The organism is Enterococcus sp. AMC1086, from assembly GCF_058216575.1.
The window spans coordinates 722,777-743,054 of sequence record NZ_CM177100.1; the positions used below are offsets into that span (position 1 = coordinate 722,777).

A 20,278-nucleotide genomic window follows, 5' to 3' on the forward strand; every position below is an offset into this window, starting at 1 on the left:
TGATTTTTTGATTAAAGAAGAAAAGTTATTTATAAGAGAAATGCCAGAAGATTGCTTACCTCGTGAGCGGTTAGAAGTTGTCGGGGAAAAAGCATTATCAAATCAAGAACTATTAGCAATTTTATTAAGAACTGGTTCAAAAAATACAAATGTGATGGAGGTAGCTTCAAAGTTTTTAAATTATTTCAATCATTTACATGAATTAAAAAATGCTACATTAATTGAAATGATGGAGATTAAAGGAATTGGTCGAATCAAGGCTATTGAGTTAAGGGCAGCAATTGAATTTGGTTATCGAATCCAACAAAGTACTCAACTCAAGTTAGGAAAAGTTTCTTCCAGTTATCAAATTGCCCAACATTTGATCTATGAATTACAGGATTTTCAACAAGAACATTTAATCTGTTTATATTTAAATACTAAAAATGAAGTGATCAAGCAAGAGACAGTTTTTAAAGGATCGCTGAATCAATCTGTTGCTCATCCAAGAGAAGTCTTCCGCAGTGCTGTTAAGTGTTCTGCCGCGAGCTTGATCCTTGCCCATAATCATCCATCCGGCAATCCGACGCCATCAGAAAGTGATATTCTATTTACGAAAAGAATGCAGGAATGCGGAAAAATGATGGGAATCGAAGTATTGGATCATATCATCATAGGTGAACAAGTATACATCAGTATGAGAGAAGAGAATTTTTTTGCTTCAGACTAACTAGATTTCTTGCAAAAATAAGGGTTCACATGTACAATGTTAGTGTAATCTTGTTTGGGACAATATAGAAGTTTTAATTTTAAAACCCTCTATCGTACACGGGCAATGTTACAATATTTAGTGCTTAAGCACGAGGAGGAACAAAAGAATGGAACAAGGAACAGTAAAATGGTTTAACGCAGAAAAAGGATTTGGATTTATCTCTCGTGAAGACGGTAGCGATGTATTCGTACATTTCTCAGCGATTCAAGGTGAAGGATTCAAAACGATCGAAGAAGGTCAATCAGTAAGCTTCGACGTTGAAGATTCAGATCGTGGACCTCAAGCAGTTAATGTTGTAAAAAACTAATTCATCCATTCCAAAACACCTAGCAAATTTGCTAGGTGTTTTTTTGAGCCTAATGACTGTACTCGTTGAGAAAAACTTAGAAATTTTTAACTAGAGCATATACTAATAAAAAGGCTACAAGGGTATGTTAGGATCGTTAGCTATATTCGGTTTATGATCTCAAGTATTCAAAATAATGGCTCACATAGAAACACAGATACAACATACGATTAAAAGTTAAGGAAACAAAAAAGGCATCCAAGTGATGTAACATTCACTGGACGCCTTTAAATCGTATTAGAACTTGAATCGTTCATTTAGGTTGATAACTCCTTAAATAGATTTTTTCAATTCTTTTACTGCTTGTGTAATCGTGATACCATAAGCGATATTTGCTTGGTTATTTGCATCGATAGCCATAAACAAATTTCTCTTTGTATCAAGTGCTACACGGTATTTTAATACTTTATTACCAAATGTCATATTGATTCTCCTCTCTTATATCTTATGAAAGGCGACGATATCTGATAACGAAATTCCATGATTACTATAACATGGCTAGTTCGAAGTGTAAAGTAGAAATTTCTTATTCAGCAGTATTTTTGTTGAAATCCCTTTCAAGTAGTATAATAAAAGGAATAAGAAGGAGGTTTTTAGCATGGGAGAATTCTATAAAAATATTTTAGTAGCTGTTGATGGTTCAGATCAGTCAGAAAAAGCATTTCAAGAAGCGATAAAAATTGCTAAACGAAATGGTGCAACGTTACACATTTTATCTGTGATTGAAGAAATGGGCAATTATTTTGGTGAGCTGACGATGTCAATGGGAACGCTGATGGAAGATCTTCGCGCCAGAGAAGAAGAAGAGATGAAAGAACGAGAGTCAAAAGTCCTTGAACAAGGAGTATTACAAGTTTTCACATACGTCATGTATGGTTACCCCAAAACATTGATTGCTGATTTTACAGAGTCAAAAGATTCTATTGACTTGATTGTAATTGGTCGAACAGGTCTAAATGGATTTGAAAGATTGATGGTCGGATCAACAACTTCCTACGTTGTTAATCATACGAAAGCCAATGTTTTAGTTGTGAATAATGAAGTATAGAAATCAAAAAAACAACTGACTGTTTAAAGAAGTCAGTTGTTTTTTTTAAAACTCACGAAGTCATGATCATTGGTAAAATCATTGGATGACGTTCTGTTTTTTCAAATAGGAATGGTTGTAATGCAGCTGAAATTGCATCACATATTTTCGCTTCCGTACAATTTTCATCACGTAATGCTTCACGGATTGCATTGAACAATAAACGCTGTCCTTCATGGATCATTTCACCGGATTCTCTCATATAAACAAATCCGCGAGATAGAATATCTGGACCAGCTAAAATTTCCTTATTTTTAATGTCTACGGTAGCAACAGCCAAAACTAAACCTTCTTCAGAAAGAATTCGGCGGTCACGCAAGACAACATTACCGATATCTCCTACGCCGTTACCATCTACATAAACATCATTGGCATTAAAGTGTCCAGCTAAACGTGCATCATCAGCAGTTAAAGCTAACACATCACCATTTTCCATGATGAAACAATTGGACGCAGGTACACCGACATCTTGTGCTAGCGATGCATGGATTTTTAACATTCTAAATTCACCATGAACAGGCACAAAATATTTAGGCTTCATTAAGCTCAACATTAATTTTTGTTCTTCTTGGCCACCATGACCTGAAGTATGGATATTATTAATCTTGCCATGGATAACTTCAGCACCAGCTTCTGAAAGTAGATTAATCAGACGATTGACACTTGTTGTGTTTCCTGGAATTGGTGAGCTTGAAAAAATCACTGTATCACCAGGTTGAACTGAAATCTGGCGGTGCGTTCCGTTGGCAATACGACTTAAAGCAGCCATAGGTTCACCTTGAGAACCTGTACATAAAATCATTGTTTCCCCAGCAGGAAGTTGATTCAATTCACTAGCATCAACAAATGTTCCTTTTGGGACATTGATATAACCTAAATGTTCACCATTTACAATAGCATTCTCCATGCTACGGCCAAACACTGCGATTTTACGTCCTGTTGCGACGGCTGCATCAGCAGCCTGTTGGAGACGAAAAATATTTGAAGCAAAACTGGCAAAGATAATTCTGCCTTCAATTTTTTCAAAAATCTTTAAAATAGAAGAGCCAATGGTCTTTTCTGATTTAGTAAAAGTTGGAATCTCAGCATTGGTACTGTCTGAAAGTAGACACAAGACCCCTTCTTCTCCTAATTTTGCCATGCGGTGCAAGTTAGCTGGTTCACCAACAGGCGTAAAGTCGAACTTGAAATCGCCTGTTGCAACGATATTTCCTGAGGGTGTCTTAACAACGACACCTAAAGCGTCTGGTATACTATGTGTTGTTCTAAAGAAGCTGATCGCTGTTTTGCGGAAGCGGATCACAGTATCTTCATTGATTTCATGAAGGTCAGCGTCTCGTAATAAACCATGTTCATCCAATTTATTGGTAATCAAAGCTAAAGCTAATGGTCCAGCATAAATCGGTATATTTGCCTGACGTAATAAATAAGGGACACCACCGATATGATCTTCATGACCGTGCGTGATGATCAAGGCTTTGACTTTGTGCAGATTTTGGACGATGTAGCTGTAATCTGGAATAACATAATCGATCCCAAGTAAATCATCTTCTGGAAACTTAATACCAGCATCAATAATGATTATTTCATCTTGAAATTGAACCCCATAAGTGTTCTTCCCGATTTCGCCCAAACCACCTATCGCAAAAACGCCGGTCTCATTGTTTTTTATATTTACTTTCATATTAAAACTCCGTTAAAGAGAATTCCGCGTGCTCTTGTTCGTAAGCAAGATGATTTTCATCAAGTTCTTGAATGTATTCGATGTTGTACGGGGTATTTTCTTCAACTTGCTGACGCACGATAACATCGCTTTGCTCCTCAACATAAATAGATTTTGTATCTTCCCTTTTGGGATTTCTTGTTTTCGTTTCTTGATAATAAACTTTATAAATCATAGTTTTTTCTCCTTTATCTGCCAAAGCAGTTAATTATTTATTTTTATATTTTCTTACTGTAATTTTTGAACACAACAAAACGAGGTGGTTGTCCACCTTAAAAACAATTGGCATCAAAAACATCTGTTGATGATGAAATGAAGCCTCGACTTTGCTTCATTTTACTTGTTTTATGGAATCCGTACTTTCTTTCAACCGTCCACTGTGTTGTATAACAATTAATGGTATTTTATCACAAAATAATGGATAAGTATAGAAACAGACTTGCGAGTTTAAACAAAACCTTATTCTTCATTTGCTTCCTTTAAAGATGTAAGGTTCTTTTTATTAAAATACAAATTTAGACCAACGAAGTGCAGCAAAAAGACGATTGCTAATGTAGCTGTCATGAACGGGTTACGGACCAGGATACATGGAAGCGCAAAGATTACGAACAACATCGAAAATAACTTAACTCGGCCAAGAGGGGTGATTTTTCTTTCTATAATAGATTTTTGGATATATTTTTGGTAATAGGCCGATTCAATAAATTTTGTATATAAATATTCAGAGCTACGCATCCAGAAAAAAGCGGTTAAAATATAAAAAATCGTTGTGGGTAAAATCGGCAAGAAAATCCCAATCGTTCCCAATCCAAATGTGAGACAACCTAAAGAAATATAAAGTAGTTTTTTCATTGATTCGATCCATCACTTTCCAGCTGAATTTTAGTACGAAAATTAAAGTAATCACTATTATACCATAGTAAAAAAGGCCCCGTTTATTATTCATGATAAAAGTGTGATATTTTCCTTTAAATATAATTTACCTAGCTATTAGTTTTATGCTATAGTGGGAGTACTGAGTCAAAAATTGGAATAGGAGATGATTGGTTGAAATTAATGTGGCGTTACACGATGAGATACAAGAAATTATTATTTTTAGATTTCATCTGTGTATTTGGATTTATATTGATAGAACTAGGTTTACCAACGATTTTAGCACGAATGATTGACGTTGGGATCAAAAATAATGATTATGATTATGTAAAACAGCAAGGTCTATTGATGATCGGGATCACGGTCGTCGGTGTGGTAATGAATATCATGTTAGGATATTTTGGTTCCCGAATGACAACAAATATTGTACGTGATATTCGTGATGATTTATTTGAAAAAGTACAGACTTTTTCCCATCGTGAATATGAAACAATAGGTGTCTCTTCACTGATTACAAGAACAACGAATGATGCTTATCAAATTATGTTGTTTATGGGAAATATTTTACGGATAGGTTTCATGACGCCGATGATGTTTTTTGTCAGTTTATATATGGTCATGCGGACAAGTCCGTCATTAGGTTGGTTCGTTTTAGGCGCATTGCCATTTCTTTTGGCAGCTGTGATATTGATTGCTAAAATATCTGAACCTTTATCTAATAAGCAACAAAAAAACTTAGATGGAATCAACGGGATTTTAAGAGAAAATCTTTCTGGTTTGCGAGTGATTCGTGCTTTTGTGAATGAAAAATTTGAAGAAAGCCGTTTTAGCAAAGTAAATGAAGACTATACGAAAAGCTCTAAGAGCCTTTTTCGTTTGATGGCAGCAGCGCAGCCAGGCTTTTTCTTTTTATTCAATATCGTGATGGTGTTGATTATTTGGAATGGTGCCTTACAGATCGAACAAGGCAGCTTATTAGTCGGAGATTTGATCGCGTTTATCGAATATATTTTCCATGCATTATTCTCATTTATGTTATTTGCAAGTGTCTTCATGATGTATCCTCGTGCGGCCGTTTCAGCTCGTCGAATTCAAGAAGCTTTTGATATGGAGCCTGTAATTCGTGAAAATGAAGCGGGAATCACAGAGACTAAGACAAAAGGCTATCTAGAATTTAAAAATGTCACCTTTGCGTACCCTGGACATTCAGAAAGTCCAGTAATTCGTAATGTTAGTTTTACCGCTTCACCGGGTGAAACTGTTGCATTCATCGGTAGTACTGGGAGTGGAAAATCGACGTTGATCCAATTGATCCCGCGCTTTTACGATGTTTCAGAAGGAGAAGTTTTACTTGATGGCATAGATGTACGTGATTATAAATTAAGTACGTTACGCAACAAGATTGGTTATATTCCGCAAAAAGCGTTGCTATTTACTGGGACGATCGCGGAAAATATGCGTTATGGTAAAGAGGATGCAACCATCGAAGAGATGGAATTAGCAGCTGATATTGCACAAGCGACAGAATTTATTTCGCAAAAACCTGACGGATACGATGAACTTCTTTCAGAAGGCGGAACCAATTTCTCTGGTGGTCAAAAACAACGTTTAGCAATTGCTAGAGCAGTGATCCGACGTCCTGAAGTATATATATTTGATGATAGCTTCTCAGCATTGGATTACCAAACGGACGCGAATTTAAGAGCTCGTTTGAAAAAAGAAACAACAGAGTCAACTGTTTTGATAGTCGCTCAACGAGTAGGAACAATTATGAATGCAGACAAGATTGTTGTCTTAAACGAAGGAGATGTCGTTGGCATCGGTACCCATCGTGAATTACTTGAGAATTGCCCTATCTACTATGATATTGCTGCATCTCAACTGTCAGAGGAGGAATTAGCATGAAAAAAGCACTTTCTTCCATTAGACGTTTAGGTAGATACATCAAACCGTATAAAGGAACATTTATTCTAGTCATTATTTTCACAATTTTGACAGTTGCATTTAATGCAGCATTGCCTTATGTTTCAGGTTTGCCTATTACGGAGATCAGCAATAATGTTGCAGCAGGTGACGGGCTGAATTATTCGTATATCATTCAGTGTTTGATTTGGATATTGATTGTGGGTCTAGGGTATTGCGCGGCACAATTTCTATCTGGTTTTTTGATGGCCACAGTCGTACAACATGCTATGCGTGATTTACGTCGCGATATTGATGAGAAAATCAATCGTTTACCTGTTTCTTATTTTGATAAAAATCAACAAGGAAATATCTTGTCTCGTGTAACAAACGATGTAGATGCGGTTAGTAATGCAATGCAGCAAAGTTTTATTAATATTGTTTCGGCTATCCTCGGGATCGTAATGGCAGTTGCGATGATGTTTTATATTAACTGGCTGATGGCGCTGATTTCTGTTGTGATGATCCCATTATCATTATTGATATCTAAAACAATTGTTGGTATCTCTCAAAAATACTTTCAAGGGATGCAAAATGCACTTGGAACGTTAAATGGTTATGTTCAAGAAAATATGACCGGCTTTAGTGTGTTGAAACTATATGGACGAGAAAAAGAAACATTGGAAGGCTTTAAAAAAGTCAATCATAACTTAAATAATTTTGGGTTCAAAGCTGCCTTTATCTCTGGATTGATGCTCCCGCTTGTACAGATGACAGCTTATAGTGCCTATATCGGCATGGCTGTTTTAGGTAGTTATTACGTTATTACAGGCGTAATCGTTGTGGGACAACTCCAAGCGTTCATCCAGTATATTTGGCAGGTCAGCCAACCAATGGGAAATATTACGCAATTATCTGCGGCGATACAAAGTGCTTCAGCTGCAACAACGCGTGTATTTGAAATTTTAGATGAACCAGAAGAAGAGTTAAACGAACATGATATTCCTTTACCAGCAAAAGTTCATGGATCGGTTCAGTTTGATAATGTCAGCTTTAGTTACGATCCTGCCAAACCATTGATCAAAAACTTGAACTTTGAAGTGGAAGCTGGCCAGACAGTTGCAATCGTTGGGCCTACTGGAGCAGGTAAAACGACATTAATCAATCTATTGATGCGTTTTTACGATGTGAATGAAGGAGCAATCAAGATCGATGGTATCGAAACAAAGAAAATGGATCGTAGTGATGTCCGTTCAGTATTTGGGATGGTTCTGCAAGATGCTTGGTTATATGAAGGAACGATTGCAGACAATATCCGTTTTGGTAAATTAGATGCAACCGATTATGAAGTAGTTGACGCGGCCAAGACAGCCAATGTTGATCATTTCATCCGCACGATGCCTGATGGTTATGAGATGGAAATCAATTCTGAAGGGGACAACGTTTCTCTAGGTCAAAAACAATTATTAACGATAGCCAGAGCGGTGATTTCTGATCCGAGAATTTTAATTCTAGATGAAGCGACAAGTTCAGTCGATACTCGTTTAGAAGCCTTGATTCAAAAAGCAATGGAACGGGTCATGCAAGGACGCACAAGCTTTGTGATCGCGCACCGCTTGTCAACTATTCGTGAAGCGGATCTGATCCTTGTCATGAACCAAGGTGAAATCATTGAAAAAGGGACACATAATGAGTTATTAAAGCAAGGCGGTTTTTATGAAAAACTATATAACAGCCAATTTGCTGAAGATGGCGACTACGATTAATAATAAAAAGGAAAGACACCGAGTGAGGTTGTCTTTCCTTTTTTTATGTCCTAGCTTTTTTCCTAATCTGGTCTAATTAAATCAAACAGTCCATCAATATGAGCGTACGTATTCCCTGCTAAACGTGCAATGGGCTTAAATACTTCTGATAAGACATATTCTTTTTCTTGATCAAATAGATTTTCATCAAAATAAAAATCAGTTATTTCAACGATAAATAGATCTGTAATGATCTGATCATCATGATTTTTGACGGGAACATATTGATGCAATCTAGCTTCCATACGAATAGGTGCAGCTGTGATCCCAGGGACCTTCACTGATTTACTAGACGTTGTATCTATTTTATTGAGGATGATTTCACTTTGGTCATGGGCTAAAGAAGCCGCTGTTTGATTCATTGATTGAACAACTTGGTCATTGACTAAGTGGATCACCAATTCCTGAGTATCTAGAATATTTCTAGCAGTATCTTTTATTTCACCATCCCGCCTAAGAATCGACAAGGTTACTAATGGGATTTCAGATGCTGCTGCGTTAAAAAAACTGAACGGTGCTGCATTCACCGTTTTGCACTCTTTACTTAGCGTTGTCACCCAAGCGATTGGACGTGGGATGATGCTGCCCGATAGAAATTTATAGGCTTGTTTTGATGATAAATCTTTAGTTGGATAATGCAACATAAGGCTTCTCCATTTCTTCGCTATTAACGCGGTTTATTTGCATCAGACGTATCAAAAGGACGAACAAATTCTTCGATTTCTTTTCTTTTACCTTCTAAAAATGGGGGCAAGGATAATTTTTCTCCTGCTGCTTCATAGGTCTCATCTTCTAAAAAGCCAGGACCATCAGTGGCTAATTCAAATAGAATATGAGGAGCCGCTCTGAAATACTCAGATTCAAAATAAAAACGTTCAACAAAACCAGAGTTAGGAAATTGAAGTTGATTGATTTTACTAATCCAAAAACGTAAAGCATCTTGATCTGCCACACGAAGAGCCAAGTGATGAATATTTCCAAAGCCTTCTTGTGCGTCTGGAAGGTCATCTCGATGTTCAACAATGATACTGCCACCATTTCCGCCTTCACCTACTTCAAATAGATGGAAACTTCCCTCGGCATCTACTAACTTAAATCCCAGTACGTCAACTAAAACTCGTTGCATATGTTCAAAATCTGCTACAGTCACGAAAACGGGTCCTAACCCTATTAAAGCATGTTCAGCTGGAACATCTGTCTTTTTCCAAGGCGTTCCACTAGCTACACCTTGATTTTTTTCATCAGAAATCAATTGATATTGTTGCTTATCGAAATCTTCAAATTCGATATATTTTTTACCAAAACGTTCTTGAATTTCTCCATGATCGATTTGATTTTCATTAAAACGATCAATCCAATAAGTCAAAGAAGCATCGTTTTTAACGCGAAATGATGTGCGGGAAATAGTATTTGTTCCTTTACTACCTTGTGGAATACCCGGGAAATCGAAAAAAGTCATATCAGTCCCGGCTGAACCAAGATCATCAGTGAAGTATAGATGATAGGTTTCGATGTCATCTTGATTCACCGTTTTTTTGATTAGGCGCAAGCCTAGTGTATCAGTAAAAAAGCGATAAATTTTCTCTGCACTTGATGTGATAGCTGTAACGTGATGAATTCCTCTAATTTGTGTATCCATAATGTAAACCCTCCAAATTAATAATTATTATCCGTTCCTTACTAAAAGTAAGTTTACATCTAAACTAATCATTAAGCAACTTTTTTGTCTTCTCCTAACTATTGATGCAAAGAATAAAGAGGAGTACTATAAGAATAGTAAATGGAAAAAGAAAGTAGGAGAACGCTATGGAGGAGAAAAAAACATTTCATATCAATGGCTATATCGCATTAGTAGTGCTAGTTATTTTAATTATTATTGGCGGTTATTTTATGTATGGTGGTTTAACTGACGAGCGCTTTGTTATGATTGCTATTGGCTTGGTTTTATGGGGAATATCAGCTTTATTTTTGAGTTCACTAACGATTGTTAGTCCAAATCAAGCCAAAGCCATTTTATTTTTTGGACAATATTTAGGTACAATCAAAGATAACGGCTTATTTGTGACAACACCTTTAACACAAAAAATCAACGTTTCATTAAAAGTGCGTAATTTCAATAGTTCGCTATTAAAAGTCAATGATTCAGATGGAAACCCAGTGGAAATTTCTGCAGTTGTTGTTTTTAAAGTTGTCGATACGGCCAAAGCCTTGTTTGATGTGGACCGCTATCAAGATTTTATAGAGATCCAAAGCGAAACAGCTATTCGCCATATTGCGACGCAATATCCTTATGATACATTTAATGACGACGATGTAACGCTACGTGGGAATACAACTGAGGTATCAGAAGAAATGGCAAAAGAATTGCAAGAGCGCTTAGCTGTTGCTGGAGTGGAGGTCATTGAAACTCGTTTGAATCACTTAGCTTATGCAACAGAAATTGCAAGTGCGATGCTGCAACGCCAACAAGCCAAAGCGATTCTATCAGCAAGACAAATTATTGTCGAAGGTGCAGTATCTATGACACAAATGGCATTGGAACAAATCGAGGACGGTCAGGAAATCAATTTTACGGATGATCGTAAAGTTCAATTGATCAATAATCTTTTAGTATCGATCATTACGGACAAAGGGACTCAGCCTGTGATCAATACAGGAGATGTTCACGAAAGATAAACTAAAATTCTACTCGATCATACAGAAAGGCAGGGTTATCTCTTTAAATGCAGTATAAAACAATAGTATTCGATTTAGATGGAACAATTACAGATTCGGGGGATGGAATCATCCATTCTGTACTCTACGTGTTAAATAAAATGCACGTAAAAAAGCCAGATAAACATGAGCTAGAGTCCTTTATCGGTCCTCCCTTAAAAGATTCATTTATAAATATATGTCAATTAGATGATACGTCGGCTGATCAGGCAGTCGGGTATTATCGTGACTATTACCAAGCTAAAGGAATGTATGAAAATCATATCTATGAAGGAATTCCAACAGTACTAACTGACTTAAAACAAAAGGGTTGTACTCTTTATGTTGCAACGTCTAAACCAGAAATTTATGCTAAACAAATCCTAGCTCATTTTGATCTGGACCAATATTTTACTGGGATATATGGTGCTAGTTTGGATGGTATACGGTCAAAAAAAGGAGATGTTATTCATTACGCATTGAAAGAAGCCCAACTCACTCAATTAGAAAAAACAATAATGGTTGGTGACCGTAGCCATGATATAGTAGGAGCAAAGGAAAATAAGTTGGCTAGTATAGGCGTCTTATATGGATTTGGTGATCGAGTTGAACTGGAAACTGCTGGTGCAGATTATATTGCTGTGACTACTGAAGAGCTAAAAGAAATAATTACTAAAAGCAAATAAAGAACGAGCTTCGATTTGGGAGGCTCGTTTTTTTACTATTTCGATCGTTTGATTAGTGTGAGTCAAATGATAAAATTATAAATGATCGTGTTTTAAATTGACATTTATATCTAGAATTACTTTTTATGAAAGTCAGGATCATCAGAGTACTTCAATATGAAAATGTGAAATTCTCAAATATTTCAATGAAATAGCAACAAATTGATAAAAGAAAGCCTTTTCTTCGGGTATAATTAAGTTCAATACATCACAAGAAGGAGATTATTATGAACAAAACAAAAACTGTTATTGTAGGTGCCAACCATGCAGGGATTGCAGCAGCAAACACATTATTAGATACTTATCCAGATCAAGAAGTCGTGATGATCGACCGAAATACAAACCTTAGCTATTTAGGATGTGGAACAGCGCTATGGGTGGGTCGCCAGATCGAATCATACGAAAATCTATTTTATACGAACAAAGAAGCCTTTGAAGCAAAAGGGGCTAAAATTTTTATGGAAACAACTGTCGAACGAATTGATTTTGATCAGAAAATTGTTTATTGTAAAAAACAAAATGGTGAATCATTCACAGAAAACTATGACAAATTGATTCTAGCTACAGGATCAGCACCGATTAATCCAACTATTCCAGGTAGAGACTTGAAAAATGTTGAATTCTTAAAACTTTTCCAAGATGGTCAAATAGTAGATGCTGCAATGGCTGATGAAGAAGTAAGAACAGTTGCCGTGATCGGAGCTGGTTATATTGGTGTTGAAATCGCTGAGGCAGCTAAACGCCGCGGTAAAAATGTTCTGTTATTCGATGCAGAAGCAAGATGTTTACCGAATTATTATGACAAATGGTTTACAGATGATATGGATAAAGTTTTGACCGATAACGGTATTGAGCTCCATTACAATGAGTTGGCTAAAGAATATAAAGGAACCGAAAAAGTTGAAGCAATCATAACAGAAAAAGGAGAATATGCGGTTGACCTTGTCATCAATGCAATTGGTTTTAAACCAAATAATGATTTGGGTAAAGACCATTTAGAATTATTTACAAATGGTGCCTACCTTGTAGATCTCCATCAACAAACGAGTGACCCCAATGTCTATGCAGTCGGGGATTGTTCAACGATTTTCTCAAATGCAGTGCAACAAACAACTTATATTGCTTTAGCAACAAATGCTGTTCGCTCAGGAATTGTAGCGGCTCATAACGTTGGCGGAACAGCGTTAGAATCAATCGGTGTCCAAGGCTCAAACGGAATTTCAATATTTGGTTATCACATGGTTTCTACAGGTTTGACTGTTCAAGAATCAGAAAAATTAGGTTTGAAGGTAAAATATACTGAATTTGAAGACTTACAAAAACCAGGATTTATGAAGGAAAATAACAAAGTAAAAATTAGAATCGTTTATGAAGAAGATTCCCGCCGCATTATTGGAGCGCAAATGGCATCTTATGAAGATATCTCTATGGGAATTCACATGTTCTCATTAGCAATCGAAGAAAAAGTGACGATCGACAAACTAAAATTATTAGACATTTTCTTCCTACCGCATTTTAACCAACCTTATAACTATATTACAATGGCGGCTCTGAGCGCAGAATAATTAGGAAAAAGATTGAAGAAAAGGCATTTAAGAAAACATGACTATCTATTCAATTTGAAAAAAGCTGAGATAGAAGTATTTAACCCCGAAAAATAAGTAGGAATTCATGAAAATTGTTCTTCGAATTTTTGTGAATTTCAGCTTGTTTCAGAAGGTGGCTGCTTTTGTTTCTAACATTTATTTATATCTAAGGTGTGAAACAAAAGTGGAGTTTACTTTTGTCCGCACCCTTATTTTTTCATTTTAGCAAGAAAACAAATCTTACAAGTTAGTGACGATTCTCTAAAAAAGTTTAAATTTAAAAAGCTTTCATGTATAATGGTAAAAGTTAAGGAAGATACATAGAAAGTAAGGAGGATTTGTTTTGGCAGAAGATAACCAAAATAATCAAGATCATTCCAATTCTTCATTCAAAGATCAGGTCTTGCGTTCTTTGCGAGGAGAAGAAATAGGAAATGATGATTCAGCTTCTTCTGAACACAATGCTCAGAACGTATCACAGCAGAATGAAGCAGAATATAATAGAACACATCAATCTCAACTAAATAACCAAGAAGACGCGATAAAACAAGATGAAATGGAATCAGTCGGCTCTCGCAGTAGAGGGCATCAAGCAAAACAACCAGAGCTATCGGATGAACAATTGGAATCTAAGAGTACTCAGATTTCTGAAGATAATTCTAACAAGCGTACAAGAAAGAAAGAAGAGCGTATTGTTAGTAGAATCGTGTTGATCGTAGCATCTGTTTTGTTATTAGTGATTGCCATTTTTGGCTTTACTTTTTATAAGTACGTTAATGCAGGACTACAGCCGCTTGACAAAAAAGATAACAAGTTGGTTCAAGTGCACATTCCAGAAGATTCATCAAATAAGAGAATTGCAAATATTTTAGAAGAAAATAAAATTATCAAAAGCGGGATGGTCTTTAATTATTACGCAAAGTTCAAGAATTTGACTGATTTTCAGGCAGGCTATTATCAAATGGCGCCAGATATGTCACTAGATGAGATCGGTGCGCTTTTAAGAGAAGGTGGAACAGCGGAGCCAACACAACTTGCCGATGGAAAAGTAACGATCCCAGAAGGATTTGATATTGATAAAATCGGAGATGCAATCGAAGAAAATACTGATTTCAAAAAAGATCAATTTATTGAATTGATGAAAAATCAATCCTACTTTGATACGATGAAAGAAAAATATCCAGAATTATTAGAAAGTGCCGCTGAAGCAAAAGATGTTCGTTATCACTTTGAAGGTTATCTATTCCCAGCGACATATGACTACTACAAAGATGCAAAATTAGAAGATTTTGTCGAGCAAATGATAGCGAAATCTAATAGCGTGATCGAACCGTTTATCCCAATGGTCCATGCTAAAGGTATGACGATCCAACAAGTGTTGACACTTGCTTCATTGGTAGAAAAAGAAGGCGTAAAAGAAGAAGACCGTAAGAAAATTGCTCAAGTTTTCTTTAATCGGATTGCCGCGAATATGCCATTACAATCAGATATTTCAATTTTATATGCGTTAGGTGAACATAAAGAGTTAGTTACGTACAAAGATTTAGAAGTAGATTCGCCATATAATCTTTATAAAAATACTGGTTATGGACCAGGTCCTTTAGATAGTCCTAGTGAGCAAGCAATCAATGCCGTTTTAAATCCAATACCAAACGATTATCTTTATTTTGTTGCGGATATTTCAACAGGAAACGTTTATTTTGCTGAGACATATGAGCAACATCAAGAATTTATAGAACAATATGTAAATAAAACAGAGACTGAAAAAAGTGAATAACTTTTTTCTTTGCGTAATATATTACGAGCCAACCTATTCCTTAGGCGGCTCGTTTCGCTTTACTCAGAATTTTCGAGTTCAGGCATAAGAGAAAGGCTAAAGGAGATGTCTATTAGAATTTCTAGAAGATTTATAAAAATTAAGTGAATATTATTTACAATTTGCTTAAAGCGTGGTACTCTTTTCTGGATTGAAAGCGGAATTTTTCAACAAAAATAAAATAAAAATATTGTAGTAAGTTAAGAAGGAGAAATTAACATGGTAGAAAAAGTATTCCCTATGACCCTTGAAGGCAAAGAAAAATTAGAACAAGAACTTGAAGAACTAAAAACAGTTAAACGAAAAGAAATCGTTGAACGTATAAAAATCGCAAGAAGCTTCGGTGACTTATCAGAGAACTCTGAGTACGAGTCTGCTAAAGATGAACAAGCATTTGTAGAAGGAAAGATCACTACTTTAGAAAATATGATTCGTTTTGCGGAAATTATTGATAATAATGGTGTTGATACTGATGAAGTCTCAATTGGAAAAACAGTTTCCTTTATTGAATTACCTGATGGTGATGAAGAAGAATATACTATTGTAGGTAGCGCAGAAGCGGATCCATTTTCTGGTAAAATTTCAAATGATTCACCAATTGCACAAGCATTGATTGGTAAAAAATTGAATGATCAAGTTGCTATTGCAACTCCTGGTGGCGATATGCAAGTAAGAATCACAAAAGTTGGTTAACAAAACAATTAATAAGAACAAAGGGCGGGCCAAAGCTAGTATTAGTTTTGACTTGCCCTTTAAACCTGATTAATTAATGAACAGATCCCTATTCGTTTCAGGAAAATTAGGGCTAAAGTCCTATAGAAAAATGAGCCTTTAGCAACTAACATTAATAGGGGAATCAAGGTATACTAATCTTATTGAAAGGGGGATTATAATGAATAACCCATGGCGTTTTTTTATCGTAGTAGAAGCATTACTTTTTATATTAGCCTTATGGCAAATTATACATAACCCAGGACTAGCAGTAGTCTTAGTACTAGGTATCTTGAGTGCTGTTTATGCATTAAAAAAGGTTTCACGCAGTAATTTTAATAATTTTCAATTAGTTTTAGGCGTTATTTTGATTTTGATCGGAGTAATGAATAGCCCTGCATTTTGGTTGATGTTAGTATTCGGCGTTTTATTTATCGGTTTAAAAGGTGTAGAAATCGCGGGTGTTGATATCACGCAGCGGGCACCTTGGAGAAAGAAACAAATGATTATGGTGGAAACGACGAACATTGAACCGAAAAGTGGTCGACGTTTCAAGCGTCCCTGGTTTGCCAATGAACGTATCGGCAATAATGTTTATGAGTGGGATGACATCAATATAGATGTTTTATCCGGGGATACGATCGTCGATTTAGGAAATACGTTACTACCTAAAGATGACAGCATTATTATTATTCGAAAAGGTTTTGGACGCACAAGAATTTTAGTTCCCTTAGGTGTTGCCGTAACACTTGAACATTCAACTTTCTATGGAAATGTAAACTTTGAAGAAGAGAAATACCATCTGAAAAATGAATCATTAAAAGTTTATAGCAATGATTTTGATACAAATAATCGCCGCTTAAAAATCATCACAAATACATTAGTCGGGGATCTTGAGGTGATTCGTGTATGATGGGTAAGATTTCTCGACAGATGGTTTCTTTGTATGCTGCGTGCAGCACGTTTATTGTTGTTTTACTTACATTATTTTCATACTTTCATTCTATTAAGCAAAAAAATTGGATGTTGGAGTTACTTCAAAGGAAAGTATTTTACATTCCTTTGATTTTCCATATGCTTTTGATTTCGCTATTGGTGGGTCTATCGACCTTTTTACTCGTATCTATTGTACAAAAATCACAATATGGTAAAATTGAAGAAAAACTTCGTTTGTTGGCAAGAGGAAGCTATGAAAATCCTGTCCTTAGTAAAAGTGTCTTACATGCGAGCAATGATCAATATATTGGCGAAGTCGATCAAGATATCTTAAAAATCAGAACGAAATTATTAGAAATGTCAAAGGAATTGCAATTATTAAATAGTCGTCCGTTATTAATGGATGGAGAGACAAAAGAAGAAATTTTGGAAGAAGAGCGCCATCGATTGGCGAGAGAACTTCATGATTCTGTGAGTCAACAATTGTTTGCTGCAATGATGATGCTATCTGCTTTAAATGAGCAAGCACAACGCAGTGAAACACCAGAAATATTCCGAAAACAATTAGTTACAGTCACAGATATTATCAATGCCTCTCAATCTGAGATGCGCGCCTTATTGCTTCATTTGCGTCCTGTAAGTTTAGAAGGAAAGAGTTTACGTAAAGGGATCGAGCAATTATTAAAAGAGTTACAAACTAAAATCAAGATAGAATTGACTTGGGACGTTGAGGATGTTCATCTGAACAATAGTATTGAAGATCATTTATTTAGAATCGTTCAAGAACTTTTATCCAATACACTTCGACATGCCAAAGCAAAAGAACTTGAAGTATATCTTCATCAAGTAGACAAAAATGTTTTGTTGCGTTTAGTTGATGATGGTGTCGGTTTTGATATGGCTGAAAATGATAATAAAGCTGGCAGTTATGGACTGAAAAATATACGAGAACGTGCTGCTGGAATGGGCGGTATCGTGAAGATTATTAGTTTTAAAGGACAAGGGACAAGCGTTGAAATCAAGGTGCCTGTAATAAAGGAGGAAGAAACAAGTGATCAAAGTAATGTTAGTGGATGACCATGAGATGGTACGATTAGGTGTATCTTCTTATTTATCGATTCAAGAAGATATTGAAGTCGTTGGCGAAGCTGAAAATGGACAGATCGGTTATGAAAAAGCGTTAGAATTACGACCTGATGTAATTTTAATGGATCTAGTCATGGATGTGATGGATGGAATTGAATCGACAAAGGCAATTTTAAAAGATTGGCCACAAGCACGAATCATTATTGTCACTAGTTTTATCGATGATGAAAAGGTTTATCCCGCGATTGAAGCTGGAGCTGCTGGATATCTGTTGAAGACTTCGACGGCTCATGAGATTGCAGATGCTATCCGTGCTATCTCTAGGGGAGAGCGTGTTTTAGAACCAGAAGTAACGACTAAGATGATCGAGCGTTTGACAAAAAAACAAGAACCTGTTTTACATGAAGATTTGACCAATCGCGAACATGAAATTTTGATGTTGATAGCTAAAGGACGTAGTAATCAAGAAATAGCTGATGAGCTATTTATTACGCTGAAAACGGTCAAAACACATGTCTCGAATATTTTAGCTAAATTAGATGTTGAAGATCGAACACAAGCAGCGATCTACGCGTTTCAGCACGGTTTAGCAAAATAAAAGTATGGTCAGTAGTAATCGAAAGTCAATGGAGAGTGTGAGTCTAATCATTTAACCTTTAGTTACTTCTTAAAAAACGTGCAATGCATTTTATGCACTGTGCGTTTTTTTGAAATCACTCGAAGAATATTTTTTTTCAATGTTCATTTGGAGATGATGATAGTCATTGCGCGCTTTTTTCATATTTTTAAGAAATAAAATACGGCTTCTGTTTCTGTTCAATTGTTGGTCTGTTTGTTATACTTAATTTAAATTTAACGGTAGGAGAAATAAACATGAAGCAAAATTTTGCAATTATTGGTCTTGGAAGATTTGGAGGCAGTATCTGTCAGACGTTGATCCAATCTGGTCAAGAGGTTTTAGCAATCGATAGTAATGAGGACCGAGTGAATGAATATATGAACATTGCAACCCATGCGGTTGTAGCGAACGCTCAAGATGAGGCAACACTACGCTCTTTGGGAATCCGTAATTTTGACCATGTTGTCGTTGCGATTGGTGAAGATATTCAAGCAAGTATTTTGGTCACTCTAATGGTCAAAGAAATGGGGGTGCCAAACGTTTTAGCAAAAGCTGTAAATGAATACCATGCCAGAGTATTAGACAAGATTGGTGCTGACCTAGTTGTTCATCCAGAACGTGATATGGGGATCAGGGTAGCACATAAATTAGTTTCTAGAAATATTTTAGACTATATAGAATTATCAAATGAAGTATCATTAGCTGAAGTTCGTGTCTCTAATCCAAAATTTTATGGCAAAACGTTAGGTGATCTGAACTTTCGTCAGCGTTTTGGGTTGACGGTTGTTGCCATACGGCGCTCAAAGTCACAAGTGATTGCATCACCTGCTGCTGAAGAAATAGTAAGAGAGAATGATAATTTACTCGTTGTTGGAGAAACAGATGATGTCGATTTGTTGGATGAAAAGATGAATGGGTAAACTCAGGCAGTTTATTCTCTGAAAATCAGACTCTATGCTAAAATGGAAATTATAATATAGGGTGTTCTTAACTTGGTGAAGTTCGTTGTGTTATGAGGGATAATACCTCATAAAAAGATAAAACTGGACTGTGTCCAGAGAACGTACCACTATTTTTCAATCAGAACTGGGCCAACCAGTTATGCTTTTATATTATTTAGCTTCAAGAGTCAGCCTTTGGATAAATAAAAAATACACGTTCTAAATTACAAGTCCGATATTTTTATTTTTTTCCTATCGAGGCTAAATGAACTTTTTCAGCTTTTAAATCAGGAGGAATTCAATATGAAATTAACGATTACGCCACATGCGCAACAATGGTTTAAAGATGAAGTGGGTGTTACTTCGGATAGTGGTATTCGCTTTTATGGGAAAATTTATGGTAAGACAGATGTTCATGAAGGTTTTTCTATTGCGATGTCTGTAGAAGCACCGGATCAGCCTTTAGTCAAAGAAACGATTGATGGGGTTACTTATTTTATTGAAGAAACAGATGATTGGTTTTTTAAAGGTTATGACTTATTAGTGGATTATGATGATGAAAAAGACGAACCAAAATATAACTTCGCTGAAAACAAAGAAGACTTGAAACAATAGTTGGAATACTGTTTCAAGTGCATAGGATATTATAAGGAGAGGCACAAAACGATTGCTGATTT

At 35.9% G+C, this 20,278-nt stretch carries 21 protein-coding genes; 15 read left to right on the forward strand and 6 right to left on the reverse strand.

Annotated elements, in window-relative coordinates:
- Window positions 1-40 precede the first annotated feature (40 nt).
- On the forward strand, window positions 41-709 hold the full coding sequence (gene radC, locus AC4BC4_RS03420) for a RadC family protein (RefSeq protein ID WP_438758829.1): 669 nt from the start codon (window positions 41-43) through the stop codon (window positions 707-709).
- 148 nt (window positions 710-857) lie between these two features.
- Window positions 858-1,058, forward strand: a complete 201-nt coding sequence (locus tag AC4BC4_RS03425) for a cold-shock protein (RefSeq protein WP_010760372.1) — start codon at window positions 858-860, stop codon at window positions 1,056-1,058.
- Window positions 1,059-1,370: 312 nt separating this feature from the next.
- Here the strand turns inward: AC4BC4_RS03425 and AC4BC4_RS03430 are convergent, their stop codons facing one another.
- A complete protein-coding gene (locus AC4BC4_RS03430) occupies window positions 1,371-1,520 on the reverse strand; it encodes a hypothetical protein (RefSeq protein WP_010760373.1) in 150 nt (49 codons plus the stop codon).
- A gap of 175 nt (window positions 1,521-1,695) precedes the next feature.
- On the opposite strand from AC4BC4_RS03430, the gene AC4BC4_RS03435 reads away from it, so the two are divergent.
- A complete protein-coding gene (locus AC4BC4_RS03435; protein WP_490476787.1) occupies window positions 1,696-2,145 on the forward strand; it encodes a universal stress protein in 450 nt (149 codons plus the stop codon).
- A gap of 52 nt (window positions 2,146-2,197) precedes the next feature.
- Here AC4BC4_RS03435 and rnjA read toward each other — a convergent pair whose 3' ends face one another.
- The 3 genes from rnjA to AC4BC4_RS03450 all read right to left on the reverse strand — a co-directional run bounded on the left by rnjA (window position 2,198) and on the right by AC4BC4_RS03450 (window position 4,759).
- A complete protein-coding gene (gene rnjA, locus AC4BC4_RS03440; RefSeq protein WP_490476788.1) occupies window positions 2,198-3,868 on the reverse strand; it encodes a ribonuclease J1 in 1,671 nt (556 codons plus the stop codon).
- Between the two features lies 1 nt (window position 3,869).
- The gene (locus AC4BC4_RS03445; protein ID WP_490476789.1) at window positions 3,870-4,082 is read right to left on the reverse strand and encodes a DNA-directed RNA polymerase subunit epsilon; all 213 of its coding nucleotides are present in this window, start codon (window positions 4,080-4,082) and stop codon (window positions 3,870-3,872) included.
- Between the two features lie 284 nt (window positions 4,083-4,366).
- The gene (locus AC4BC4_RS03450; protein ID WP_490476790.1) at window positions 4,367-4,759 is read right to left on the reverse strand and encodes a YbaN family protein; all 393 of its coding nucleotides are present in this window, start codon (window positions 4,757-4,759) and stop codon (window positions 4,367-4,369) included.
- Between the two features lie 195 nt (window positions 4,760-4,954).
- Here AC4BC4_RS03450 and AC4BC4_RS03455 point away from each other — a divergent pair, with 195 nt between their 5' ends.
- Window positions 4,955-6,685, forward strand: coding sequence for an ABC transporter ATP-binding protein (locus AC4BC4_RS03455; protein WP_438757185.1), 1,731 nt, complete (start codon window positions 4,955-4,957; stop codon window positions 6,683-6,685).
- Window positions 6,682-8,448 (forward strand): multidrug efflux ABC transporter subunit EfrB, encoded by a 1,767-nt coding sequence (gene efrB, locus AC4BC4_RS03460; RefSeq protein ID WP_490476791.1) that lies wholly within the window; start codon window positions 6,682-6,684, stop codon window positions 8,446-8,448. The genes AC4BC4_RS03455 and efrB overlap by 4 nt, the downstream gene beginning before the upstream one ends.
- Window positions 8,449-8,510: 62 nt before the next feature.
- On the opposite strand, the gene AC4BC4_RS03465 is transcribed toward efrB, so the two are convergent.
- Together AC4BC4_RS03465 and AC4BC4_RS03470 are read right to left on the reverse strand one after the other, a co-directional pair.
- The gene (locus tag AC4BC4_RS03465; protein WP_490476792.1) at window positions 8,511-9,131 is read right to left on the reverse strand and encodes a flavin reductase family protein; all 621 of its coding nucleotides are present in this window, start codon (window positions 9,129-9,131) and stop codon (window positions 8,511-8,513) included.
- 23 nt (window positions 9,132-9,154) lie between these two features.
- Window positions 9,155-10,126: a ring-cleaving dioxygenase gene (locus AC4BC4_RS03470; protein WP_490476793.1), complete on the reverse strand. Its 972-nt coding sequence runs from the start codon at window positions 10,124-10,126 to the stop codon at window positions 9,155-9,157.
- A gap of 167 nt (window positions 10,127-10,293) precedes the next feature.
- Here AC4BC4_RS03470 and AC4BC4_RS03475 point away from each other — a divergent pair, with 167 nt between their 5' ends.
- The 10 genes from AC4BC4_RS03475 (at window position 10,294) to AC4BC4_RS03520 (ending at window position 20,216) form a co-directional block, all read left to right on the forward strand.
- On the forward strand, window positions 10,294-11,163 hold the full coding sequence (locus AC4BC4_RS03475; RefSeq protein WP_438757181.1) for an SPFH domain-containing protein: 870 nt from the start codon (window positions 10,294-10,296) through the stop codon (window positions 11,161-11,163).
- A gap of 47 nt (window positions 11,164-11,210) precedes the next feature.
- Window positions 11,211-11,867 carry an HAD family hydrolase gene (locus AC4BC4_RS03480; RefSeq protein ID WP_490476794.1) on the forward strand — a complete coding sequence of 219 codons (657 nt, stop codon included), beginning with the start codon at window positions 11,211-11,213 and terminating at the stop codon, window positions 11,865-11,867.
- Window positions 11,868-12,133: 266 nt separating this feature from the next.
- On the forward strand, window positions 12,134-13,471 hold the full coding sequence (gene nox, locus AC4BC4_RS03485) for a H2O-forming NADH oxidase (RefSeq protein WP_490476795.1): 1,338 nt from the start codon (window positions 12,134-12,136) through the stop codon (window positions 13,469-13,471).
- Between the two features lie 577 nt (window positions 13,472-14,048).
- Window positions 14,049-15,269, forward strand: a complete 1,221-nt coding sequence (mltG, locus tag AC4BC4_RS03490; RefSeq protein ID WP_438758828.1) for an endolytic transglycosylase MltG — start codon at window positions 14,049-14,051, stop codon at window positions 15,267-15,269.
- 258 nt (window positions 15,270-15,527) lie between these two features.
- Window positions 15,528-16,001, forward strand: a complete 474-nt coding sequence (gene greA, locus AC4BC4_RS03495) for a transcription elongation factor GreA (RefSeq protein WP_069645635.1) — start codon at window positions 15,528-15,530, stop codon at window positions 15,999-16,001.
- Between the two features lie 199 nt (window positions 16,002-16,200).
- Window positions 16,201-16,932 (forward strand): cell wall-active antibiotics response protein LiaF, encoded by a 732-nt coding sequence (gene liaF / locus AC4BC4_RS03500; RefSeq protein ID WP_438757178.1) that lies wholly within the window; start codon window positions 16,201-16,203, stop codon window positions 16,930-16,932.
- Entirely contained in the window at window positions 16,929-18,032 is a 1,104-nt protein-coding gene (locus AC4BC4_RS03505; protein ID WP_490476796.1) for a sensor histidine kinase, read from the forward strand. The genes liaF and AC4BC4_RS03505 overlap by 4 nt, the downstream gene beginning before the upstream one ends.
- Window positions 18,007-18,639, forward strand: coding sequence for a response regulator (locus AC4BC4_RS03510; protein ID WP_438757176.1), 633 nt, complete (start codon window positions 18,007-18,009; stop codon window positions 18,637-18,639). The genes AC4BC4_RS03505 and AC4BC4_RS03510 overlap by 26 nt, the downstream gene beginning before the upstream one ends.
- A 275-nt stretch (window positions 18,640-18,914) precedes the next feature.
- Window positions 18,915-19,580, forward strand: coding sequence for a potassium channel family protein (locus AC4BC4_RS03515; RefSeq protein WP_490476797.1), 666 nt, complete (start codon window positions 18,915-18,917; stop codon window positions 19,578-19,580).
- A gap of 324 nt (window positions 19,581-19,904) precedes the next feature.
- The gene (locus AC4BC4_RS03520; RefSeq protein ID WP_438757174.1) at window positions 19,905-20,216 is read left to right on the forward strand and encodes a HesB/YadR/YfhF family protein; all 312 of its coding nucleotides are present in this window, start codon (window positions 19,905-19,907) and stop codon (window positions 20,214-20,216) included.
- Window positions 20,217-20,278 lie beyond the last annotated feature (62 nt).